The following is a 21,171-nucleotide window of genomic DNA, read 5'->3' on the forward strand; positions in this document are numbered from 1 at the left end:
CGCGAAGGACGCCTCAGCCGACGGAACCGCGTGGATTCGCCAAGTGGCTGACGTCGTCCAGGGTCTGGGTGGGCACCATCGTCGTGGGAGTGGCCGGCACGGTGCTCACGAGCGGGCTCCTCGCGTTGCCGGGACAAGTCCTCAACCCCCTGGCGACCAAGGACAAGTTGAGGTCGGGACCGGACTTCTCCGCCAGCGCCGACGTGGTACGCCTTGATGACGAGGGCAGAAGCGCGGTCACGCAGGACGAGTTCCGGCCGAGCGCCGCGCAGGCGCGGTTGCTGACACGTCCGAACTCGGCGGCCACCGCGGGCTTCACCCGGCTGCTGCGGTCGATCGACGCGGTCAACCTGGACGCCGTCACCGTGCGCGTGACACTGACCGGCCACCGCAACCAGCAGATCGACATCGAGGACATCCGTCCGCTGATCGTGACGCGCACGGCCCCGTTGTCGGGCAGTCTCCTGTGTGTACCGCCTCAGGGCGGCGCACCCACGATGAACATGGTGTACGACATGGACCGCCTGCTTCCCGTGGCCCACGACGTGAAGTTCGGCAGCGACGACGCTCATGGCGACGGGAACCATGAACAGGGGCTCGGCCCACCGTTCTTCGCCCAGCGCACCATCACCCTGCACGACAACGAACAGCAGGTGCTCCTGATCCGGGCCACCACGCGGCGGCACTACGTGGCGTTCCGGCTTGAGGTCGACTACATGCTCGGCAGCCGGCGGAAGAAGGCCGTGATCGATGAGCACGGCAAGCCGTTCCGGACGAGCGCGCTCGTGCCGACGTCCGCGGGAGGGCGGCCGGCCTATCGCAGCGTCTACACCTTGCAGGAGGACTACTCCGTACGCCGGGCCGATCCCTCGGCGTCGACCGTTCCGAACGGCCCACGGAAAGTGACATGTTGAACAGCCGGGACGCGGGTCGCCGACGCGTCCGATGGCTGATGCTCGTACTGCTTGTTGCGGCGGCCGTTGCGACGTCGGTTTGGCTGCTGTGGCGGGACGAGGGCGGCGTACCGTCCCGTGCGTCGGGGAAGTCGCAGGCGCACCCTTCGGCCACCGCGGCGCGGTGCTCGCCGACGAACCTCGCCGGGGTGGGCGGGCAACGAGCCGCCGCCGCTTGGCGCAAGGTGGTCGAACCGGTCCACCAGGCAGCCTGTGCCCACGACTTCGCCGCGCTGGCCCGTCTGCTCGGCGGAGGCCGTCCGACGAACTTCCTCACCGAGGAGTGCACCGGGTGCACATCGGCCGAGATCGTCGCCATGTGGCGCGAGGAGTTGGGCTTTGATCCGGCCGCGCTCGCCCGTCTGCTGGAGGTTCCCCCCGTCGTGGACCAGGGTGGGCTGACCTACGAGCGCGACGACATGACGGCGGTCTTCGCCCGGGGGACATGGCAACTGCCCGGAAACTGGTCGGCGTTCTTCGTGCAGTGCCATGAGGACGACATGTGCGCCGGGTTGGCGCCGTCGCCGTCCGGCGTGCCTTGAGCGGGGCGGGCCTGATCGCCCTCTCGGTTGAGCGGAGTCGGCGTGGACGGCGAGCAGGGTTTCGCGGATCTCGCCGACGTCGTCACCGATCATGTACGGAGCGGCCGGCCGCCCGCAGTTCGCCGACGGCGAGCACGATCAGGAGAACGAAGGCGGCGAGGGCGGTGAGCGTGCGCATGTTGTTGAACAGTTCCCAGCGCCGCAGGACTTCCGCATGATCGGCCGGGGCCGATGTGAGCGCCCACTGCTTGATCCGTCCGTTGATCGGCACGTTGCCGAACCGGGTTATCAGGAAGGACGCCAGGGCCAGAAGACCTGCCGCACCCGCGAGCAGCCGGGCGCGGCCCGCTGTCAGGACGGCGAGCGTCAGGGAACTCAGGATCGACGCACCCATCGCTGCCTGCATGGTGATGCCGTTCATCTTCATCAGTTCGGCGTGGAATGACAGCCGCATCTCAAGCGGGACGGCGTTGAAGGTGGGGACGAGATTGGCCGCGCCGTAGCCGAACGCGCCGGCGAGGAGGCCGGTGCAGAGCAGGGCGAATCCATGGACAAGTCTGACGCGCATGTTCGTCGGCTCCGGTGCATTGGCTTGGGGGTGGATGAATGGCCCGTGGGGTCGGCCCCGATAGGCGATGAGCCGGGAGCCGGGGCCGGCTTCAAGGCTGGCCGAGTATCCGCCGGAAGTCCAAGATCCTTTACTTCTGGCATCCAGAACCATCTGTTCTGAAACATCGGCGACTGCGGTAAATCGACATTGTGGCGCCGGACGCAAGCCCGCATGGATCGTCTCCCACGGCCCGAATCTCTCGCAGGTCACGCCACTGCACCCTGGACCTCACCCGGTGCGGAATCCTGTTGGTCACCTGTCGGTGATGTCGCCACCGGCCACAACGCCCATTGCTCACCGGTGGGAACGGTTCAGCCGTCCCCACTCGGCATCCGCCAGATCGCCCCGCCCGACGCCCACCTCAACGACCACCGCACACGGCTTCACATGGGCGGGCCGACGGGTCCTAGTACACCGGCAGCGCGAGCAGTGTCGTCTTGTTGAGGACGAAGAGGCGGTTGCCGCTGCCGGCGGTGGTGCGGGAGGCGCCGGTGAGGGCGTACGTCTGGCGCTGGATCCCTCCGGAGCGCGGCAGGCCGCTCACGCCGGTCTCGTCGCTCTCCACGACCCAGACGCTGTTCCCCTGGACGACCGGCGGCCGCCACGGCGGGGCGACGCCGGCGATCATCATCGGGTCAGCGGCCTGGCTGCCGTCGGAGTGCAGCGACCGCAGCGCCCCGCCGTCCAGCGCATAGACCACTCCGCCGGCCACGGTGGGTGGGCCCCACCCGTACATCCCCCGTCTGGGGGGGTACATCGGGTTTTGGGCCCACAGCTGGCGGCCGCCGGCCACCTGCACCGCCGCCAGGCTGTAGCCGCCGAGATAGACGGTCGTGCCGTCGATGGCGGGCCGCAGCGGCCCTGCGGCCTGTCCCTTGCGGACCCATGCGCGGGCACCGTCCTCGGCCCGGACCGCGGCCACGTCCCCCTTTTCGGTGCAGAGCACCAGATGGCCGGCGCCGAGGGCCGCGGCGGGGTGGCCGCCCGACAGCGGAAGCGGTGGCCGCTGAGTCCACCGCACCTTCCCGTCGGTCCCCACGCAGCGCAGCCGGCCGTCCGAGGTCAGCAGGTAGACGGCGTGGGCGTCGGCGGCCAGCAGGGCACCCACCTCCGCGTCCACCGTCCACCGGGGGGACCCGGTGGCGGCCACCCAGGTGCGTAGCGTCCCCGCGCCGTCGGCGGTGGCCACCAGCCGGTCCCCGATCGACAGGTAGCCGGCGTCCGCCTTCGCATCGCCGATCCGCCACCGCTCCCGGCCGTCGGTGACCCGGCGCGCCGCGATGCCGCCCCCGGAGGCCGCGAACACCACCACGTCGCGCACCGGTAGCGGGGCCGGCGACGAGGCGTCGGCCACGGCCTGGACGCTCCAGAGCGGTTTCGGGGGGCCTTCGGCGGAGCCCAGCGGTGCGGCCCGTACCTTTGCGGCCGGTGGGATGTCGAAGGGGTCGGACGGGGCGTCGCTGCGGCTGAGCCACCAGGCGGTGCCGCCGCCCGCCGCGGCCAGCAGCGCCCCGCCGCCGGCGGCCGCGACCAGCAGCCGCCGCCGGGTGAGGCGAGGCGTGCCGCCCTCGGGGGTGGACGAGGGACCGGTCGCCTGGGCCGTCAGGCGGCGCGCCGCCGCCTCACGCTGCCGGATCTCCGCGCCCAACTGGCCCGACGCCCACAGCCGTTCGGTCTGCCGCGGCGCCGCAGCGGCGTCGGCGACCTGGTTGGGCAGCGGGCGGGCCGCCGGGTCCTTGGCGAAGCAGGGTGTGATGAGGTACCGCAAGCCTGCCGGTACGGCCTCCAGGTCCGGTTCGCCGTGCACGACCTCGTACAGGACGGCCGTGACCTCGGCGCCGGTGTACGCGGGGCGGCCGGCCGCGGCGAAGGCGAGGACGGCGCCGAGGGAGAAGACGTCGGCGGCCGGTCCGACGCGCTGCCCGAGGACCTGTTCCGGCGCGCCGTAGCCGGGGGTGACCGGGATCTGCCCGGTACGGGTGAGGGTCAGGCCGTGCTCGGGGCGGGCGATGCCGAAGTCGATCAGGCGGGGGCCGCGCGAGGTGAGCACGACGTTGGGGGGCTTCACGTCCCGGTGGACCAGCCCTGTGGCGTGCACGTCCTGGAGCGTGCCGGCCAGCGACCGCGCCAACTCCCGTACGGCGGCGTCGTCGAGCGGACCGAAGCGTCCGACGGCGTCGTCCAGCGTCGGACCGGCCAGGAACTCCGTGGCGATCCACGGCCTGCCGCCCTCCAGTTCGGCGGCCAGCACGCGCGCCACGCCCTCGCTGGTCACCGCCCGCGCGGTCTGCGCCTCCCGGAGGAAACGGTCGGCCAGGTGCCCGTCGTGGGCGAGCTCCGGTAGCAGGACCTTGACCGCGGCGGGGCGGCCGGAGGCGTCCGCGCCGAAGTACACCTTGCCCATGCCGCCCTCTCCGAGGACGCCGTGGAGGCGGTAGGGGCCCAGGCGCAGCGGATCTCCCTGGCCGAGGGGTTTCACAGGCGGTCGTCTCCTGGATCGGGAACGGGGCGGTGTGTCCGCCGGGCAGTGGCGAGGGGTCAGGCGAGCGGGAGGGCGATGGTCCGCTTCTCCTGACGGATGTACAGCTGGCCGCCCTTGGAGTCGGCGGTCAGGACGAGGGGCGTGGCCTCGTACGTCCAGACGGCCTTGCGGGTGTGCAGGTCGATGGCGCGCAGGCCCTTGTCGTCGGCGCAGTAGGCGTACTGCTTGCCGATCGCCGGGGCCACGTCCCGCTTGCTCTTCCTGCCGGACAGCCCCTTCTCCTGCCAGTTCAGCGTGCCGGAGAGGGCGTCGACGGAGATCAGTCCCCGGTCGCCGTCGGTGCAGTAGACGACTCCGTCCTGGACGGTGGGCGCGCCGTACCGCCGCTCCCCGCCCGCGCTGCTGTCGCCGTCGCCCCCCATGCCGACGAGCCACTCCAGCCCGCCGTCCGACAGCCGGCGGGCGGTGAGGTTCGCGGCGCCCAGGTAGACGTTCCGGTCGTCGGCGACCAGCCGGGACGGTGGGGTGCCCGCGAACGTCTCGGACATCTCCCACAGTTGGCGGCCGTGGCCCTTGTCGTGCGCGGAGAGGCCGATGAACGACGAGCCCTTCGACGGGCTCCCGCACAGCACCACCCGGGACCCCACCACGGCGCCGCACAGCACCGCCGGGACGCCCTCGGCCTGCGGCCCGTCCACCGGGCTGCGCCAGCGCTCCTTGCCCGACCCGAGGTCGGCCGCGACCAGGTACCAGGCCTTGCCGGAAGCCGCCCGGGCCACCAGGTACGCGATGCCGTCGGCCACGCACAGCAGCTGGTTGTACTGCTCCTTGCCGGTGAAAGCGGAGAGCTCCACCAGGGGCTTGCCCGGGTAGCCGGTGGTCTGCGCGACCTCGCACACCGCCAGCGACGCCGCCGCCTCGTCGTGCTCCCGCAGGGCGTACACCCGGGTCCCGTCGGTGGCCGACCGCCAGGGGTCGGCGATGTTCGCCTGCCACGTCGACTGGCCCGACTCGGCGTTGATGCCGCAGAGCACGATCCCCGCACGCATGACGAGGTTCCGGCCCACCCTCATCACCTCGCCCCCGGAGTCCGGGCACCACAGGGCGTTGCTCCACAGCTGGGTCGGAGGCTTCGGCCGGTCGACGGCATCCTTCTTCTTGCCGCCCCCTGTGTCCTTGGAGCCCGCAAGCAGGGCCCAGCCCCCACCGCCGAGGAGGCCGCCGCCCAGGAGGGCGCCCCCGGTCACGGCCAGCAGCCGGCGCCGTGAGACGCCCGGCACGGGGGCGGTCTCGGCCCGTGGTGCCTCGGCGGGCACCGGCGGCGGCAAGCGGTGCGGGGGCTCGCGCCACACCTCGTCGCTGCGCCGGGAGATCTCCCGCAGCACCGCGTCGGGCAGCAGGTCCGCGAAGCCGCCGCGGTCGCCCGAGGCGCCCCCGGCACCGCCCAGCGCGGTACGCAGTTCGGTGGTGGACGGGCGGTGCGCCGGGTCCTTGGCAAGACAGCGGACGAGCAGGGGCCGCAGCGCCTCGGGAACGCCGCCGAGGTCCGGCTCGCCGAACCGGACGCGGTACAGCAGGTCGGTGGGAGCCCCGCCGCCGAACGGGCCGCGGCCGGTGGCGGCGAAGACCAGCACACCGGCCAGGGCGAACACATCGCCCGCCGCCGCGTGTTCCAGACCCGCCGCCTGCTCGGGCGACATGAACGCCGGAGTTCCCACGGCGCTGCCGACGCTCGTCAGGTGCTCGTCGCCGAAGGCCCGGGCGATGCCGAAGTCGATGATCCGCGGGCCTTGGGCCGTCACCAGGACGTTGGACGGCTTCAGGTCGCGGTGCACCACCTCCGACCGGTGAAGCTGCTCCAGTCCGGCGGCGAGGGACGCGCCGAGGGCGCGCACGGCCGGCTCCGGCAGCGGCCCGCCCGACTCGACGGCCGTGTCCAGCGGCGGGCCGAGGACGTACTCCGTCGCCAGCCACGGGGTCGGTGCCTGGGGGTCGGCGTCGACGACCACCGCACCGTGATCGGTGCCGATGACGCGTGCCGCGTCCGTCTCCAGCCGGAAGCGGGTGCGCAGCGTGGTGTCCGCGGCCAGACGGGTGTGCAGCGTCTTCACCGCGACGGTGCGTCCGCCCGTCGAACGGGCCAGGTAGACGGTTCCCATGCCGCCTCCGCCGAGGCGGGCGAGGATCCGGAACGGCCCGACGGTGTACGGGTCGTCGTGCAGAAGTGGGGAGAACATGGCCTCAGCGCCCTTGGGTGGGGAGTGCGGCGGCGAGGACCTCCGCCGACTGACGGGACAACGCCTCGACGACACGGCCGGGAAGCGACATCGGCTCCGTGGAGCCGGCCAGCGTTCCGTACGCCGCGCCCGGCAACAACTCCGCCAACACCTGAGCCGGTTCGGGCCGGCTCTGCGGGTCGCGCGAGCGGCACGCCGTGATGACGTCCCGCAGGCCGGCGGGGATCTCCTGCCGCTCGGGCACGGTGTGCCCGGTCGCCGCGTACGCCAGCACGGCTCCTAGGGCGTAGCTGTCCGCCGTCCGGTCCGCCGGGCTCCCCGACGCCAGTTCGGGAGCGAGGCAGCCGGTATCCAGACCCGTTGCCGCCGTGGGGGAGGCCCCCGGGTTCGCTCGGGTCGCGCCGAAGCAGCCCAGGAGCGGCCCACAGGCGGTCAGCAGCACGCCCGCCGGGCAGACGCCGCCGTGCACGATGCCCAGGACATGGGCCGAGGCCAGGGCTTCGGCCAGCGTGCCGCCGAGCGTACGGACCAGCGGTTCCGGCAGCGGGCCGCCGTGCGCGGCCAGGACGGCGGGCAGCGGCAGTACGGGCCGGTAGGGAGCGGAGTACCACGGGAAGGCCGGCGTCCCCCCGAGCTGGACGACCGGCCACAACCCGGGCTGGGCCAGCCGGGCCGCCTGCTGCGCCTCGACCGCCCACGGTGCCGGGTCCCCGCCGGGCGGCGGCAGGCACGCCAGCACGGTGTGCCCGCCGTCAGCGCTACGGGCCAGATAGCGGCGTTCGGGAACGCCCCGGCTTCCGTCGGCGTCGAGACGGGCCAACGTCACAAATTCCCCGATCTGCGCAGGATCGTCCTGCCGCAGCCTCTCCACTTGGTATATCCCCCGTCAGGCTCGTTTTCGACGCGAGCCTATATGTGGGCCGAACGCGGGACGGGAGGGGGCCCGCCTTCAGGGCGGCGGACGCCGACCGGCATCCGTAGTGCGCGTTTCACGCGGGAGACGCCCCTGCGGCATCCGCCGCCGACCTTGCCGGAGCAACCGGTCCGGGACAAGGTCCCCCCCGTATCTGTAGGAACACCACCCGCCGGACGAGCCGGCGAGGTCGGTCACGGTCACAGGCCTCCTGGTCAGCGGCGCTCATTGGACTTTCCGCTGAGGGAATTCCGGGTCCATGGTCGGGAAAGCGCATTGCCTATAGGGGTGTTGACAGATTGGCTTGTCAAGGTCAGGGCGGAGGGGCGATGGGGATGGAGGCCGGGGCCGCGGCCATAGAGATCAGAGGCCACCGCTGCCACGCCCCCGTCACGGCGACACACGACGCGCACGGCTTCCGGTTCAGAAACCTGGAAACCGACCGGTACAGAAGGAAGCGAATGACATCCATGCTCGACGGCTGCACTCCCTGGCCCGAGGAGTTCGTCGACCGCTACTGGGCGGCCGGGCACTGGCGGGGCAATACGCTGGACAACCTGCTGCGCGGCTGGGCCGTGCAGTACGGACTGCGGACCGCGCTCGTGCACGGCGGAACCCGCATCACCTACGCGAACCTGAACCGGCGCGTGGACCGCATGGCCGCCGGATTCCGGCTGCGCGGCCTGCGGCCCGGGCAACGGGTCGTCGTCCAGCTGCCGAACGTTCCCGAGTTCGTCATCACCGTGTTCGCGCTGATGCGCGTCGGCACGGTCCCCGTGCTCTGCCCGGTCTCGCACCGCGCGCCCGAGGTGTCCCACCTCGTGCGGGTCACCGAGGCGACCGGCTACGTCGGTCCCTCGACGTACCAGGGCTTCGACCACACGGCGATGGCCGCGGACATCGCGGCCCAAGGGCCCTTTCTGCGGCGGGTGTTCACCTATGAGGCGCCGGGCGCCTCGTCCCCGTACGGCGGCCTTACGACCGACCGGTCCGGCTGCCACTACTTCCCACTGGGCTCCATCGAAGCCCCGCCCGGGCCGGCGTGCGCGCAGAGCGCCGACCAGGTGGCGTTCTTCCTGCTCTCCGGCGGTACCACCGCGGCGCCCAAGCTCATTCCGCGCACCCACAACGACTACGCCTACCAGGCACGGGCGGCCGCCGAACTGGTATCGCTCGCCGAGAACGACGTGTATCTCGCCGCGCTGCCCGCCGAGTCCAACCTCACCTTCGGCTGCCCAGGCATCGTAGGCACCCTCTCCGTCGGCGGCACCGTCGTCCTGGTCGAGAACCCGGATCCCGCCGAATGCCTTTCGGCCATCGAACGAGAACGGGTCACCGTCACATCGCTGGTGCCCGCCGTCGCCGAGCGCTGGCTCGACGTACTTCCCACGGCCCAGGCCGACTTGAGCAGTCTGCGTCTCGTGCAGGTCGGCGGCGCGCCCTTGCACCGGGCGACCGCCGAACGGATGGGCCCCGAATGGGGCTGTCGCTTGCAGCAGGTCTTCGGCATGGCTGAGGGGCTGCTCACGCTCACCCGGCCCGCCGATCCGGACGAGACCGTGCTCACCACGCAGGGCCGCCCGCTCTCGCCCGACGATGAGATCCGCATCGTCGACGTCGACGGCCAGGACGTGCCCGACGGGGAGCCCGGCGAACTCCTCGCCCGAGGTCCGTACACCCTGCGCGGCTACTACCGGGCGCCCGACCACAACGCACGCACCTTCACCACCGACGGCTACTTCCGCACCGGCGACCTCGCGCGGCGCACCCCGGACGGCAACCTGGTGGTGACCGGCCGCCTCAAGGACGCCCCGCGGCGGACCGACCACGGAGATCCATCCGGCTTGTGACGGGCGAGGCCGGCCGCCTGCCTAACGCTCTGGCCGCCCTGACATGGCGGACACGACCTGGCGCACACGCATGGACCGGGCCGACAGTGGGCCCGGTCCATGGGTTTTTGGAGCTGACAGCAGTCGGTATCAGTACTGGATGGTGTGGTTGTAGAGGATGTTCTGGGCCTTCGTGCCGCTGTCCAGGCCGTAGTCGGGCCGGTCGGTGACGAAGTACTCGCGGAAGCTGGACTGCCAGGTCCGGGACATCATGGTGTTGCTCTTCGTCCAGCCGCCGTCGACCTGGGACCACAGGTCGACCAGCGCGGTGGCGACGCGGGCCTCGCAGGCGTCGCCCGAGTCGATGCCGGTCGTGGAGCGGTCGTTGGCGAGGTTCATGGAGCTGCCGTTGCCCCAGTAGTACGTGCTGTCGTTGAAGGTGTGGAACGCCACCGCGTTGGCGAAGCCCTCGGTCCAGCCGCAGCTGGTGGAGGAGGTGCGGTTGACGTAGTGGGGCGAGCAGTTGCTCACGTTCGGCCACCAGCTCTTGTAGAGCTTGCCCATGAGGGCGTGGCCCGCCTCGTGGACGGTGGTGTGCTCGGAGTCGGGATCGTTGTCCGCAAGGTGGATCTTGTCCTCGCCGGTGGTCCAGTACGTGCCGTCGGTCGAGCCGGGGTACCACTGGACGGTGATCGGGGTGCAGTGGCCGTCCTGCTGGCTGCTCGCCCAGCAGTTGGTGGTGGAACCGCGGTTCCGCCACAGCTTGTTGAGGGTGTCGAAGGCGTGCCAGGCACGGCTCTGTCCCTCGTTGGCGTACACATTGCCCAGGTTGGTGCTGCCCGAGATGTTGTTCAGCGCGTACGTGGCGGTGGCGTAGAGCCGGCCGCTGCCGTCGACGACCGACCACATCCGGCCGGCCTGCGTCTGGAACTCCACCCATGCCTGGGGGATGACGGAGGCGCTCGGGGTGTAGCAGAGGTTGAATCTGCCGTCGCCGTTGCCGGTCATTCCCGTGGCGAGCTTCTGCGTACCGCTGTTGGCGGTCGGCTTGCCCCACAGGGTGATGTTGACGTTGCTGACCGGCTCGTCCCGGTTGGCCTTGCTGTTCCAACTGCCGCCCTCGGCGGACTGGAAGCGGTTGCGGAAGGTGCCGCCGACGCAGACCTGGCCGTTGGACGCGGCCGCGGTGCTGGCGCGCGGGGCGGCCGGTGCCGAGGCGGTCGAGGCAGGCGAAGCAGAGGCAGGAGCAGGGGCCTTGGGCCTGACCGGGCGTGCCGGCCGGATGCCGGCCCTGGGGCGGTGGACCGGGGCCGTGTCGGCCTTGGTGACCGAGACGCCCTTGTCGGAGGAGCCCTTGGACCTGCCGACGGTGAGCTCCACCGAGTCGTGCCCGGCGCGGCGCGGGTCGGGACGGTCGATGTCGCTGATGTCCGCCTGGATCTGGGCGGGTCCGGTGGCGACGGCCTTGACCTTGAGCTTGACGGTGTGGGCGCCGGGGGTGAGGGCGAGCGTCTGGCTGGTGCGCTGGCCGAAGGCGTCCGTCGTGGGTGCGGCGAGGCCGGAGTCCCCGCCGATCATCCGGAGCGCGGGCGGCAGTTGGACGGACAGTCCGGCGTGCTGGACGTCGGCCTGCGCCCGGACATCCACGGTGAGGGTGGCCTGCTCGCCGACCGCAGGCAGGTGGTCGAGAGAAGCGGTGACGCCGAGACAGCTGAGCGGCGCCTCGGAATCCTTGGCCGTGGGGCGGATCGTACAGGTGCTGCCGGCCGGGGTGGTCGTGCCCGCGAACGCGGACGGTACGACGACGATTGCCAGACAGGCGCCTACGCCTGCCAGCGCGGTCAGAGCGGCGGGTCTCGTGACCCGTATTCGGGACATGGGCATGCCTTTCTGCGGCGCGCACGGCCCAGGTCTGGCACGACCGGGTCCGGTGCACGCGGGCAGAGCTGTGAGGGGGGTAGGGCACTGCACCCCGGGGCGCCGCAGTGTTCGGCCACCGGATCAACCATTGGCCAGAGCGACACCCTAGGTAACAGTGGCCGAACCATATACCCGTGGCCTACTCATGTCATCGCCCGAGCAGAAGATGTGGCTCGGGTACGAACTAGCGGTCCGGGCAGTGGTGTTGAGCCGCAACAAGCCGCTTGCGTCTCCAAGAACCGCCATCAACGACTCGGCTCGCAGCCCACCCCGGATTCCGCAGAAGCCAAGTGCCCTGAGAACCCCGAGCCGAGTGTTCTCAATCGACCTGGCAGCCCCGCATCTCGGGACGAGATCCACGGACAGGCCCAACGCGGCGGGACGATCAGGGTAGTTCTACGCCCGGCGGGACCGCTGGAGGTGGCGCAGCGCTGCCTGGGCCGCGTGGGCGCCGCACATGCCGTGCGCGCCCGGTCCCGGCGGTGTGGCAGCCGAGCAGATGTACATGCCGGGGATGCCGATGTCATAGGGGGAGAGTGTGGGCCGCGGGCCGAAGACGAGTTGGCGTACGTCCTTGGCTCCGGTGACGATGTCGCCGCCCACGTAGTTGGGGTTGTAGGCGGGCATGTCTGCGGTGGACCGCGATACGTGCCCGACGATGCGTTCCCGGAACCCGGGGGCGAACCGCTCGATCTGGCCGATCACCGCCTCGGTGGCATCGCCGGTGTAGCCGTGAGGCACGTGCGCGTAGCTGTACACCGGGTGGATGTCGCCCACCGAGCGTTGCGGGTCGGCGAGGTACTGCTGGCCGACCAGGACGAACGGGCGCTCGGGCATGCGGCCGGCGTGGATGTCCCGTTCGGTGGCGGCGATCTCGGCGTACGGGCCGCCGAGATGGAGGGTGCCGGCCCGGTGGGCGTCCGGGTTCGTCCAGGGGACGCCGCCGTCGACCGCAAAGTCGACCTTGAAGGCGCCGGGGGCATGCCTGAAGCGGCGGTAGGCGCGGGTGACGCGTGGCGGCAGTCGGTCGACGAGGATGTCGGCGACGGCCCGGGGAGCGAGGTCGAACATCGTGACGTCGGCAGGGGGCAGGTCATGTGCGTGCTGCACCTTGACGCCGGTCTCGATCTTGCCGCCGTGTTCGGCGAGGACCGCGGCCAGCGCCGTCGAGATCGACCGCGAGCCGCCGGCGGCGACGGCCCAACCGTGGCGGTGCCCGGCGGTGATGATGCCCAGGGCGATGGCGGAGGTGAGCGGGTAGTGCAGCGGCCGGAACGCGTGCGCCGCCACGCCGCCGAACAACGCCCGGCCCCGTTCGGTGGTGAACAGCCGGGCGATGGCGGAGCCCGGCAGCAGTGTCGGCAGGCCGAACCGGGCCAGGGCGAGCGGATGCTTGGGCAGGCGCAGCAGCGGCCCCATGATGTCCTCGCTCAGCGCGTCGAAGCGGGCCGAGGGCGCGGCGAACGCCAGCCGCCAGCGCGCACCGTCCTGTTCGAGCCCGGCTGCGGTCTCCTCGACCGAGCGGTGCAGCACACCGGCCTCGCCGCCATCGAGCGGGTGGACACAGTCGATCTCCGGCCAGCGCCAGGTCAGCCCGTGCCGCTCAAGGCCGAGGCTCTGCAAGAAGGACGATCCGACGGCCATCGGGTGGATGGCCGAGCAGTGATCGTGCAGCAGCCCCGGAACGATGGCCTCGCCCGAACGGGTGCCGCCACCGATCTCTCCGGCCGCCTCCAGCACGGTGACCTTAACTCCCGCCCGTGCAAGGACAACAGCAGAGGCGAGCCCGTTGGGCCCGCTGCCGACGACGATCGCGGTACTCACCCGAGCAACCCTGGTGGCCCCGACCCGGACCGATCTCCGCCGCTCCCGCAGGGCGTGGAACCACCCTGCTGACCAGGGACTAAGCCAACTGCAACGCTCGGTCCCACAAACTCGTCACAGCTCTCAGCGGCCGTCGAGGAGTCGCGGAGCGAAACAACGTCAAGTCGCCTCAGTTTCCGAGCTATACCGTGTGGCCATGTCGGCGTTCATACAGCAGCTCCCCGCCCTGATCGGCGTGGTCATCGGCGCGCTCGGATCGTACTTGGCGAGCACGCGCGGCGATCAAGCCCGCTTCCGTCGGGAGCAGGCGGCCCGTTGGGAGGAACGGCGGCTGGAGACCTACGCCGACTACGCCAGGGCGCTGAAGAAGAGCGTCACCCTGACGTACCGGATCGCGGCCCACCTCGGCAACGACCCTCACCCGCACCCCTTGTCGCCCGAGGAAGCGGCGCCTCACCTGGCCGATGCCACTGATGCCCGGGATCCAGCCGGGGAATCTCTGTTGATGCTCGGTACCCCGGACGTGGTGGAGAAGGCCCGCGAATGGGTCGTCGTGGTGATGGAGATGGAAGGGTTCCTGCGAGCCCGGACTCGTAACCCGGAAACATGGTCAGCCATGCTGGAGCGCCAACGCGCCGCACGTGAGGGGTACTACGCGGCCGTCCGACGCGACCTCGCGCTCCCACCCGGCCATTCCGGGGAATGGCGGCTTGTGCCGACCCGGACTCCCTGAGTACGCACCGCCATGGCGGCCCGGCGCTGTCGCGCTCGGGGCGCCAAGGCTGAGCAACGTCCGCGAAGCCGCTGATCCATGCGTCGGAGGTCCGGCCGTAGGGCGGAGGAACGCAGGACGCCGGCAGGGACGGCGGCGGAGATCGTCACTGCGGTTCCGGCTCGGTGCTGCGGGAGCAGCAGGAACGACTCGGGGCCGCGACGACCAGGCCGACGGCCGGGGCGAGCCACCAGTCGGGTCGGGCAATATCACCCGGATTACGGAACGTGCTCAGTGGCTCACGTCTTACGGAATAGCTGTCGGCCGATCGGGGCAGGGAAGGGCCCGGGACAGCGGGGTTCGGCCCGCTGAGGGAGGGAGCAGCATGCCCATGGATGCGGACGTCCGGCGCGCAGTGGTGGTCGGGGCGGGCATGGCGGGTCTTGCCGCCGCCCGCGTCCTGGCCGACGGCTTCGAGGTCGTCACCGTCATCGAACGCGACACGCTTCCGAGCGCGTCCGCTCCCAGGGCCGGGGCGCCGCAGGGACACCATGTCCATGGCCTTCTGGCCCTCGGTGCCGAGGTGTTCGAGGGGTACTTCCCCGGGCTGCGGTCCGAGCTGGAACAGGCGGGTGCGCCGGTGTGGGACTGGGGCGAAGGGCTGTGTGCCGTGCTGCCCAACGGCACCCCACCGCCTACACCGATGGGCATGCCGATCCAGACCTTCTCCCGCCCTCTCCTGGAGCAGGTTCTCCGCCAACGGGTAACGGCGCTGGAGCCCGTCACCTTACGGGACGGACTGACCGTCACCGGCCTGCGCACGGCCATGCCCGGCAAGGTCACGGGCGTGCGCGTCAAGGACGGCGACGGCGAGGACGAGATCGCCGCGGACCTCGTGGTGGACGCCTCGGGCCGCTCCTCCCACCTGCCGCAATGGCTGGCCGCTCTCGGCCTGCCCAGCCCTCGTACGACGACCGTAGATGCCCAGGTCGGCTACGCCTCACGCACCTACTCCTACCCGGAGGGACAGGCCCCGCCCTCGTGGATGGGCCTGCTGCAACCCCTGCGGGCTCCTGACTTCCACAAGGGCTGCTACGCGATCCAGATCGAGAACAAGGCACTCCACGTCACCCTGCACGGAGCCAACGGAACCCAACTGCCCCACAGCGACGACGACTTCCTCTCCTTCGCCAAGACACTGCGCGGCCCTGTCGCCGACACCATCGCCTCCCTCACCCCCACCTCCGCCGTGCGCCGCTACGCCCGTACGGTCAACCGAAAGATCGCCTACCACCGCCTTGCCCGCTGGCCCGACGGGCTGATCGCCCTGGGGGACTCGGTGTGCACCTTCAACCCCGCCTACGGTCAGGGCATGACCGTCGCCGCCCTCGAAGCCCGTCTCCTGGAACAGATGCTCGGCAACAGGCACGCCCGCACTCCCCTCGACGGGCAGGCCTTCCAGAAGCGGCTGGCCCGCCTCACCGCCTCCTCATGGCTGATGGCAACCACCCCCGACCGAGCCTGGCAGCAGTCGCAGCCCTGGCCGGTCAAGGCCGGCAACTGGTTCATGAACCGTCTGATCGACACCGTCCCCCACGACCCGCAGCTCTACACTGCCTTCTCCGGCCTCTTCCACATGACCGCGGGGCCCCTGACACTGGCCGACCCGCGCCTGCTGTCCCGTGTCCTCATCGGCCCCCGCTCAGGAGAAGGCCCGCGCACGACCACGGCCTGAACGGCACCACACCTTGAAGGGGGCGATCAGTGCATGACCAAGCCTGAGAGCGCCGGATACGACTACGACGTCGTCATCAGCGGAGCCAGCCTCGCCGGCAGCGCCGCGGCGATCTTGCTCGCTCGACGCGGCGTCCGCGTCGCACTGCTGGAACGCCGCTCGGACCCCGAAGCGTACAAGGCGCTTTGCACCCACTCCCTCCAGGCCAGCGCCTACCCGGTGCTGGACGAACTCGGCCTGATACCCGCCCTGGAGAAGGCGGGAGCCGTCCGCAACGAGGCCCGCTGGTACACCCGCTGGGGATGGATCGAGCCGAGGGCCGCGCCGGCGGGCCCCGAGCTGCCGTACGCGTACAACGTTCGGCGCAGCACCCTCGACCCGATGATCAGGTCCCGTGCGGCGGAGACCCCTGGCGTCGATCTGCTCCTCGGCCACCATGTGACCGGGCTGGTCCGGGAAGCCGGGCGAAGCTTGGGGGTGCGCGCGTCGACACCACAGGGCGAGCGCGAGATCCGGGCCCGTCTGGTGGTCGGCGCCGATGGCAAGGACTCGGCCGTAGCGAAGTTCGCCGGGGTGCCTGCTCGGCTGTACGAGAACGCGCGGTTCGGCTATCTCGCGCACTTCCGCAACCTTCCGCTGCACGGCGGGATCGGCCACGCCTGGTTCCTGGAGCCCGACATGGCGTATGCCTTTCCGAACGACGACGGGGTGACGGTCATCGCCATGCTCCCGGACAAGAAGCGGCTGCCGGCCTTCCGTGAAGACCTGGAGGGCAGCTTCTTCGCATTCGTCCGCGCCCTACCCGAGGCACCGGCCATCGACTCCGCCGAGCGCATCACGAAGATCACCGGCACTGTCAACCACCCGCTCCACAGCCGCAAGCCGACCGCACCGGGCGTCGCGTTCATCGGCGACGCCGCCCTGACCGGCGATCCCCTGTGGGGAGTGGGATGCGGGTGGGCGCTACAGTCCGCGCAATGGTTGGCAGAGGCGGTCGCCTCGGCCGCAACCGGTCGGGGCGACCTCGACAGGTCGCTCGCGGTGTACGCACGCAGACACCGGCGCCGGCTGGGAGGTCACCAGTACCTCGCCGCCGACTTCGCCAAGGCCCGTCCGTTCAATCCCTTGGAGCGGCTGATGTATGCGGCGGCGGCGCGCGACGAGTCGGTGGCGCGGCACATGCATCTGTTCGCATCCCGTCTGATCGGTCCTCTGCGTTTCTTGAACCCCGTGGCAGTGGCCAAGGCCTTGGCCGTCAACATCAAGCACCGCGGGGCGGCTGTGCCACCCGCGCACCTGTCGCACACGGGGTCATGACCGGCGCCCCTTTCACTCCACTCGCTCTCGGCAGCTTCCGCTGATCGATCCGCAGGTCCATGAGGTCCGGGTTGTACCGGGACAGGAGGTAGTACGGTCGGGCCGCGGCGATCAGGACGTCCCGCGAGCCTATTCCCCGGTCCAGTGCGTGCAGTTGCAGGGACTCGGCTTCGGCGCCCCATCGTTCGCTGATGTGGATCGAAATACGGCCCGCCGACAGGGTGTGGATGTCGAAGGTGGGCTCGGTCCGCTGCGCATGGGCGTTCACCGACTTCGCGGCGTTGACGAGTTTCGCCGCTGCCGTGAAGACCGGCCGTCGACGCAGCGCGTCCAGCGCCAGACCGTCCGCGGGAGCTCCAGGCGTGAGCTGGAAGCTGCGAACGAGAAAGCTGCCGAGCTGGTCCTTCAGTGGGCGTGAGGCTCGCTCGGTCGGGGTCAGCCACAGGTCGAGGAAGCTCAGGTCTCCGAGCTTGCTCGATCGGGGGTCCGGGATGACGTTGCGATGCTGTGCGTGCTCCAGCGCCCTGTCGAGGGTCGCCTCCGTGTGCTGGGTCCGGCAGTTGGTGGCGCACTCGTGGACCAGATGGTTGAAGACCAGGTCACGATAGAAGTCCGGGTAGTCGTGGGCGAAGAGCTGGCACACCCGCAGAACGCTCATCTCGGCGGTCCGGCCGTCCTCGGTGTCGACGCTGCGGGCCAGCAGCTGCCAGCGGTGCACGTAGATGGTGGGTGCGACGGTGGAATGGGACGAGTGGCGCGTGGTGTCGTTCGCGTGGCTTTTCCTGAGCGTGCGCAGTTCGTCGACCAGTTGCAGTGCGTCTTCGCGTTTGAGGTTGACGGCCCGGGTCGCGCACAGCTGCTTCAGCGCTTCGATCTGCGGGGCTGGTGTCCCGGTCTCGCGGGCGAGCTGGACGAGCTCCGGGTAGGAGCGCAGACGGTACGGCCGCCGGGCCAGCGCGGCGATGAGATGGCCGGCGGTGGGCTCGTCGAGGATCCCGTCCCGTATGCACAGGCGCAGGGTCGCCCGGATGTTGACGAGTGCTTCGGAAACCGGTCTGTAGCCTTCGCCTGCCTGCCCGTGCAGGAGGGCCACCTCGTCGTCGGCCGTCAGCCGGCCTTCTCGGTAGTCGCGGTAGATGCGACCAACGCCGTGCATGCCGAAGGTGTCGAGTTCGGCTGCGCGCAGCGCGCCCATACTGGCGGCGCCGAGGACCGTCACACCGCTCCGGAGGAGCGTGAGGATCTCCTTGTGCCGGACTGCGCGGGTCTGGCGGAAGTAGCCGTCGATGATGCCGACGACGTCTCCCTGCCGGGGGGCGAGTTTCAGCAGGTCTCCTGCTGCTACCGGCGGGAGGACGGTGATGTCGTCCGCCGCGAGCAGGTCGGGGGCGTCGGGCAGGCTGGGGCCGACCAAGAGGTACTGGTTCATTACATGAATGCCGGTTCGCTGCTGAGGCCTGGGCAGACCACTCGTACGACGGGGATGCCCAGTTGGGGTCTGGTGTGTTCCGCGACCAGGGGGGATCGTCCGGTCAGAGAGAGGACGCTGGTGACTGCGGTGTGCAGGTCGTCTGCGAGGGATGCGTTGCGGACGGAGGCGATTTCGTCGTAGGTGAGCCAGTCGGCTGTCGGAAGCGGTGTGGGGGGTGCGGATCGGCTGGCGACGGCGCGCCGGTAGGCGCCTGTGGTGAGGTCGTCCCGGGATCCGGCGATCTGGGTGGCGCGCGACTGTGCGGCTTCGGTCAGAGCGCGGCACAAGGCGACGTCACGGTCGAGGTGGGCGCCGGCGCCGGCGAAGAGCACCGGGAACTCTTCGCTCCAGATGATGGTCAGAAAGCAGGCGAGCCCGGTGGGCGAGGGGAGCACTTCGACTCGAACCTCGACCGCGGCCGCGTCCATGAGGTCCAGCAGTTCCCGAGCCGCGCCGTCCACGGTGGTCAGGTCCAGGGCCGGTGATGTGCCCGTCTTGGCACGGGCCAGACAGTCGCGTTCGATGACCTCGTAGATGCCGTGGAGCGTCGCTTCGGCGAGGGTGTTGCCGCTGGCGAGTCCGTTGCTGTTCTGGGCGAACAGCGGCGGCATCCAGGTGTCGCGCACGCGGCCGTCGAGGCGCAGCAGGTCGGTTGGCAGGAAGGTGTCCGTGCCGTCGTCCAGGCGGCGTGCTCGCGTCCAATCGAGCTCCAAGCCCGGCCAGAGGTGGTGCCGAGGTTCCAGGGGCAGTTCCCGGACGCGGTAGCCGCAGACGCGTTCCATGTCGGCAACGGTCGCGGTTGTCTCGCCGGGGTCCAGACGTTCAGCGTGCCAGGACTCGATCGATTCCATGGCAGCGGAGACTTTGGCGAGGTCGTGAGTGAGGCCCTTGCCTTGACTTACCGACACCGTACGGGAGTTGGGCCGGACAGCCTGGTAGACCGGTATGCCGATCTCGTCGAGCCATGTGACATCGGCGAGCCGGGTGATACCGACGACCGGGAAGAGCGGCTGGATCCGACGCAGCGTCTCCGCGGGGGTCAGAACGCGGTGAGTGCCGGACACACAGGCTTTGCGGGTGTCGTCGGGTGAGAGGACGGGGCGAGCGAGCGCTCCGTCCCCTCCCGACACGATGTCCGCCATGCCGCTGTCAGCGTGGTCGACCGTGGTGGGGCAGCTCAATCGGGACCGTCACACGCCCTGGATGTCGGCGGGCTCAAGGTCGTCGTCGTTCTTCAGCTGGACGGACCAACAGGTGTCGCTGCTCGCCGCCTTGAGGGTCTTGAGGTCCTGCTCGTCGCGGAGTTCGGCTGTCGTGGGGAACTTGAGAGTCATGTGCCAACCCTTTGCCGTAGACCGGTTTCTGGCCGAATGTAGCCGACTTATGACCATCCTGAGAAGATCTCGACCGCTCGAAGATCGGGCGTGAGCTTTCGCGTTCAGTGCGCCGGCGTCGCGGCGACGAGGACCGCCTGTCTGTCCTGGCCGTGTTCGAACAGGCGCACCTGAAGCCCACAGTGGGTCAGCTGATCGGCCACCGCCGTGCTGTCGTGGTAGAGGTAGCGCCAGACGAGCACGGTGTCGCCGGGCTCGAACGACACGGTCCGGTGGCCCTGTTCGCCGTCGAAGGTCACGGCGACCGGCTCCAGGAACCGTGCCCGGACGAAGACTTCGCTGCGCATGCGGTCGAAGCCGGTTTCGGTGACGTACCAGGAGCGGTCGATGGCGAGCAGGTCCAGTCCCGCCAGTTGCTGCGGCTTGTAAGGGCCGCCAACGCTGACCTGATCCATGAACGGGGGCCTGTCGACGCCGGTGTCGATGCGCAGCGTCAGCAACAGCACGTCGGCGTCGCTCATGAAACGGCGTACGTGGCACAGGACTTCGGCCGGCTCGGCGAAGTTGTACAACGTCGCGCCGGCCAGGACGACGAAGCGGACCGGATCGGTGCCATCGTGGCCGGGTGAATGCTCGGCGGTGAGGACCCGGGCGAGATCGGGGCCGGTGAAGTCGCCGCGGCACAGCTCGAAGCTCTCCACGTGAGCGGGGAAGTCGGCCCGCAGGTTCTCCCTGGCCAGCTCAAGGATCTCCGCGCTGATGTCGAGCGCGCGATAGCCGGCCAGGCGGGTGCTGTCCAGCAGGTGGCGGATCAGACCGCGCACGGGACGCGTCGTTCCCGGCCCGAGATCGATGATCTGCACCGGCGGCGATGACGGGACAAGGGCGAGGAGCTGCTCGGCGTGGCGCGTGAGGAGTGTGTCGAAGTCACCCAGCATCGGCGCGAGGTCGGGGTTGGACGCCACTTCGCGCTCTCGCCACAATTCGCTCCCATCACCGAGGTAGGTCAGTTGGTACGGGAACTCGGCTCGGTGGCTGAGGGAATCGACGATGACATCCACCTGCGCTGCCGAGTAGAGGCGGTAGAAGTCTCCGCTTGGCGTCACCGCATGCTGTTGTATGCCCATCCGGCGGAGAGTACCTCGTCGGCCGAACACATCCGTCCAGTCGCGTGCTACGGCCCTCGGCTCGGGCCGGGCCGAAGCTCCACGTCGCCCACCGCCCCACGGGCGTATCACCACCTTCTCCGGCGCTATGCGCCGGAACAGCACCCCCCCACGACTCGTCGGTGC

Annotated in this window: 16 protein-coding genes; 6 read left to right on the forward strand and 10 right to left on the reverse strand. The window is 70.4% G+C overall.

Annotation, left to right across the window (positions count from 1 at the left end; translation table 11 throughout):
- The first annotated feature begins 68 nt into the window (after window positions 1-68).
- Window positions 69-914: a hypothetical protein gene (locus AB0C96_RS31810; RefSeq protein ID WP_362922210.1), complete on the forward strand. Its 846-nt coding sequence runs from the start codon at window positions 69-71 to the stop codon at window positions 912-914.
- Window positions 908-1,495: a hypothetical protein gene (locus AB0C96_RS31815; protein ID WP_362922212.1), complete on the forward strand. Its 588-nt coding sequence runs from the start codon at window positions 908-910 to the stop codon at window positions 1,493-1,495. The genes AB0C96_RS31810 and AB0C96_RS31815 overlap by 7 nt, the downstream gene beginning before the upstream one ends.
- An 82-nt stretch (window positions 1,496-1,577) precedes the next feature.
- On the opposite strand, the gene AB0C96_RS31820 is transcribed toward AB0C96_RS31815, so the two are convergent.
- From AB0C96_RS31820 to AB0C96_RS31835, 4 genes are all read right to left on the reverse strand, one after another.
- A complete protein-coding gene (locus tag AB0C96_RS31820; RefSeq protein ID WP_362922214.1) occupies window positions 1,578-2,315 on the reverse strand; it encodes a DUF1772 domain-containing protein in 738 nt (245 codons plus the stop codon).
- A 196-nt stretch (window positions 2,316-2,511) separates the two neighbouring features.
- Window positions 2,512-4,584, reverse strand: coding sequence for a protein kinase (locus AB0C96_RS31825; protein WP_362922215.1), 2,073 nt, complete (start codon window positions 4,582-4,584; stop codon window positions 2,512-2,514).
- A gap of 59 nt (window positions 4,585-4,643) precedes the next feature.
- Complete coding sequence (locus tag AB0C96_RS31830; RefSeq protein WP_362922217.1) at window positions 4,644-6,824, reverse strand: protein kinase; 2,181 nt, start codon at window positions 6,822-6,824, stop codon at window positions 4,644-4,646.
- A gap of 4 nt (window positions 6,825-6,828) precedes the next feature.
- Window positions 6,829-7,650, reverse strand: coding sequence for a serine/threonine protein kinase (locus AB0C96_RS31835; RefSeq protein ID WP_362922218.1), 822 nt, complete (start codon window positions 7,648-7,650; stop codon window positions 6,829-6,831).
- Window positions 7,651-8,198: 548 nt separating this feature from the next.
- Between AB0C96_RS31835 and AB0C96_RS31840 the strand changes: the two genes are divergently transcribed.
- The gene (locus AB0C96_RS31840; RefSeq protein ID WP_362922220.1) at window positions 8,199-9,587 is read left to right on the forward strand and encodes an AMP-binding protein; all 1,389 of its coding nucleotides are present in this window, start codon (window positions 8,199-8,201) and stop codon (window positions 9,585-9,587) included.
- A gap of 129 nt (window positions 9,588-9,716) precedes the next feature.
- Here AB0C96_RS31840 and AB0C96_RS31845 read toward each other — a convergent pair whose 3' ends face one another.
- Window positions 9,717-11,444: a mycolysin gene (locus AB0C96_RS31845; RefSeq protein WP_362922222.1), complete on the reverse strand. Its 1,728-nt coding sequence runs from the start codon at window positions 11,442-11,444 to the stop codon at window positions 9,717-9,719.
- Window positions 11,445-11,882: 438 nt separating this feature from the next.
- Window positions 11,883-13,310: an NAD(P)/FAD-dependent oxidoreductase gene (locus AB0C96_RS31850; protein WP_362922224.1), complete on the reverse strand. Its 1,428-nt coding sequence runs from the start codon at window positions 13,308-13,310 to the stop codon at window positions 11,883-11,885.
- Window positions 13,311-13,506: 196 nt separating this feature from the next.
- Here AB0C96_RS31850 and AB0C96_RS31855 point away from each other — a divergent pair, with 196 nt between their 5' ends.
- The 3 genes from AB0C96_RS31855 to AB0C96_RS31865 all read left to right on the forward strand — a co-directional run bounded on the left by AB0C96_RS31855 (window position 13,507) and on the right by AB0C96_RS31865 (window position 17,074).
- Window positions 13,507-14,043, forward strand: coding sequence for a hypothetical protein (locus AB0C96_RS31855; RefSeq protein WP_362922226.1), 537 nt, complete (start codon window positions 13,507-13,509; stop codon window positions 14,041-14,043).
- A 364-nt stretch (window positions 14,044-14,407) separates the two neighbouring features.
- Window positions 14,408-15,757 carry an NAD(P)-binding protein gene (locus tag AB0C96_RS31860; RefSeq protein ID WP_362922228.1) on the forward strand — a complete coding sequence of 450 codons (1,350 nt, stop codon included), beginning with the start codon at window positions 14,408-14,410 and terminating at the stop codon, window positions 15,755-15,757.
- A gap of 33 nt (window positions 15,758-15,790) precedes the next feature.
- A complete protein-coding gene (locus tag AB0C96_RS31865) occupies window positions 15,791-17,074 on the forward strand; it encodes an NAD(P)/FAD-dependent oxidoreductase (RefSeq protein WP_362922229.1) in 1,284 nt (427 codons plus the stop codon).
- Here the strand turns inward: AB0C96_RS31865 and AB0C96_RS31870 are convergent.
- The 4 genes from AB0C96_RS31870 to AB0C96_RS31885 form a co-directional block, all read right to left on the reverse strand.
- Window positions 17,019-18,503, reverse strand: coding sequence for a TfuA-like protein (locus AB0C96_RS31870; RefSeq protein ID WP_362922230.1), 1,485 nt, complete (start codon window positions 18,501-18,503; stop codon window positions 17,019-17,021). The genes AB0C96_RS31865 and AB0C96_RS31870 overlap by 56 nt on opposite strands.
- Window positions 18,503-19,687 (reverse strand): YcaO-like family protein, encoded by a 1,185-nt coding sequence (locus AB0C96_RS31875; protein WP_362922231.1) that lies wholly within the window; start codon window positions 19,685-19,687, stop codon window positions 18,503-18,505. Before AB0C96_RS31875 ends, AB0C96_RS31870 begins: the two co-directional genes overlap by 1 nt.
- Before the next feature lie 48 nt (window positions 19,688-19,735).
- Window positions 19,736-19,879 (reverse strand): hypothetical protein, encoded by a 144-nt coding sequence (locus tag AB0C96_RS31880; RefSeq protein ID WP_362922232.1) that lies wholly within the window; start codon window positions 19,877-19,879, stop codon window positions 19,736-19,738.
- Between the two features lie 104 nt (window positions 19,880-19,983).
- Window positions 19,984-21,150 carry an L-histidine N(alpha)-methyltransferase gene (locus AB0C96_RS31885; RefSeq protein ID WP_362922234.1) on the reverse strand — a complete coding sequence of 389 codons (1,167 nt, stop codon included), beginning with the start codon at window positions 21,148-21,150 and terminating at the stop codon, window positions 19,984-19,986.
- Window positions 21,151-21,171 lie beyond the last annotated feature (21 nt).

The organism is Streptomyces sp. NPDC048506 (genome assembly GCF_040651315.1).
In the GTDB taxonomy this organism is placed as follows: Bacteria; Actinomycetota; Actinomycetes; order Streptomycetales; family Streptomycetaceae; genus Streptomyces.

What these genes read in the sequence shown, in the direction of transcription:
- AB0C96_RS31875 (WP_362922231.1), bottom strand. Translation starts at nt 19,687, where the DNA reads ATGGCGGACATCGTGTCGGGAGGGGACGGAGCGCTCGCTCGCCCCGTC.
- AB0C96_RS31845 (WP_362922222.1), bottom strand. Translation starts at nt 11,444, where the DNA reads ATGTCCCGAATACGGGTCACGAGACCCGCCGCTCTGACCGCGCTGGCA.
- AB0C96_RS31865 (WP_362922229.1), top strand. Translation starts at nt 15,791, where the DNA reads ATGACCAAGCCTGAGAGCGCCGGATACGACTACGACGTCGTCATCAGC.
- AB0C96_RS31870 (WP_362922230.1), bottom strand. Translation starts at nt 18,503, where the DNA reads ATGAACCAGTACCTCTTGGTCGGCCCCAGCCTGCCCGACGCCCCCGAC.
- AB0C96_RS31830 (WP_362922217.1), bottom strand. Translation starts at nt 6,824, where the DNA reads ATGTTCTCCCCACTTCTGCACGACGACCCGTACACCGTCGGGCCGTTC.
- AB0C96_RS31855 (WP_362922226.1), top strand. Translation starts at nt 13,507, where the DNA reads ATGTCGGCGTTCATACAGCAGCTCCCCGCCCTGATCGGCGTGGTCATC.
- AB0C96_RS31880 (WP_362922232.1), bottom strand. Translation starts at nt 19,879, where the DNA reads ATGACTCTCAAGTTCCCCACGACAGCCGAACTCCGCGACGAGCAGGAC.
- AB0C96_RS31815 (WP_362922212.1), top strand. Translation starts at nt 908, where the DNA reads ATGTTGAACAGCCGGGACGCGGGTCGCCGACGCGTCCGATGGCTGATG.
- AB0C96_RS31840 (WP_362922220.1), top strand. Translation starts at nt 8,199, where the DNA reads ATGACATCCATGCTCGACGGCTGCACTCCCTGGCCCGAGGAGTTCGTC.
- AB0C96_RS31860 (WP_362922228.1), top strand. Translation starts at nt 14,408, where the DNA reads ATGCCCATGGATGCGGACGTCCGGCGCGCAGTGGTGGTCGGGGCGGGC.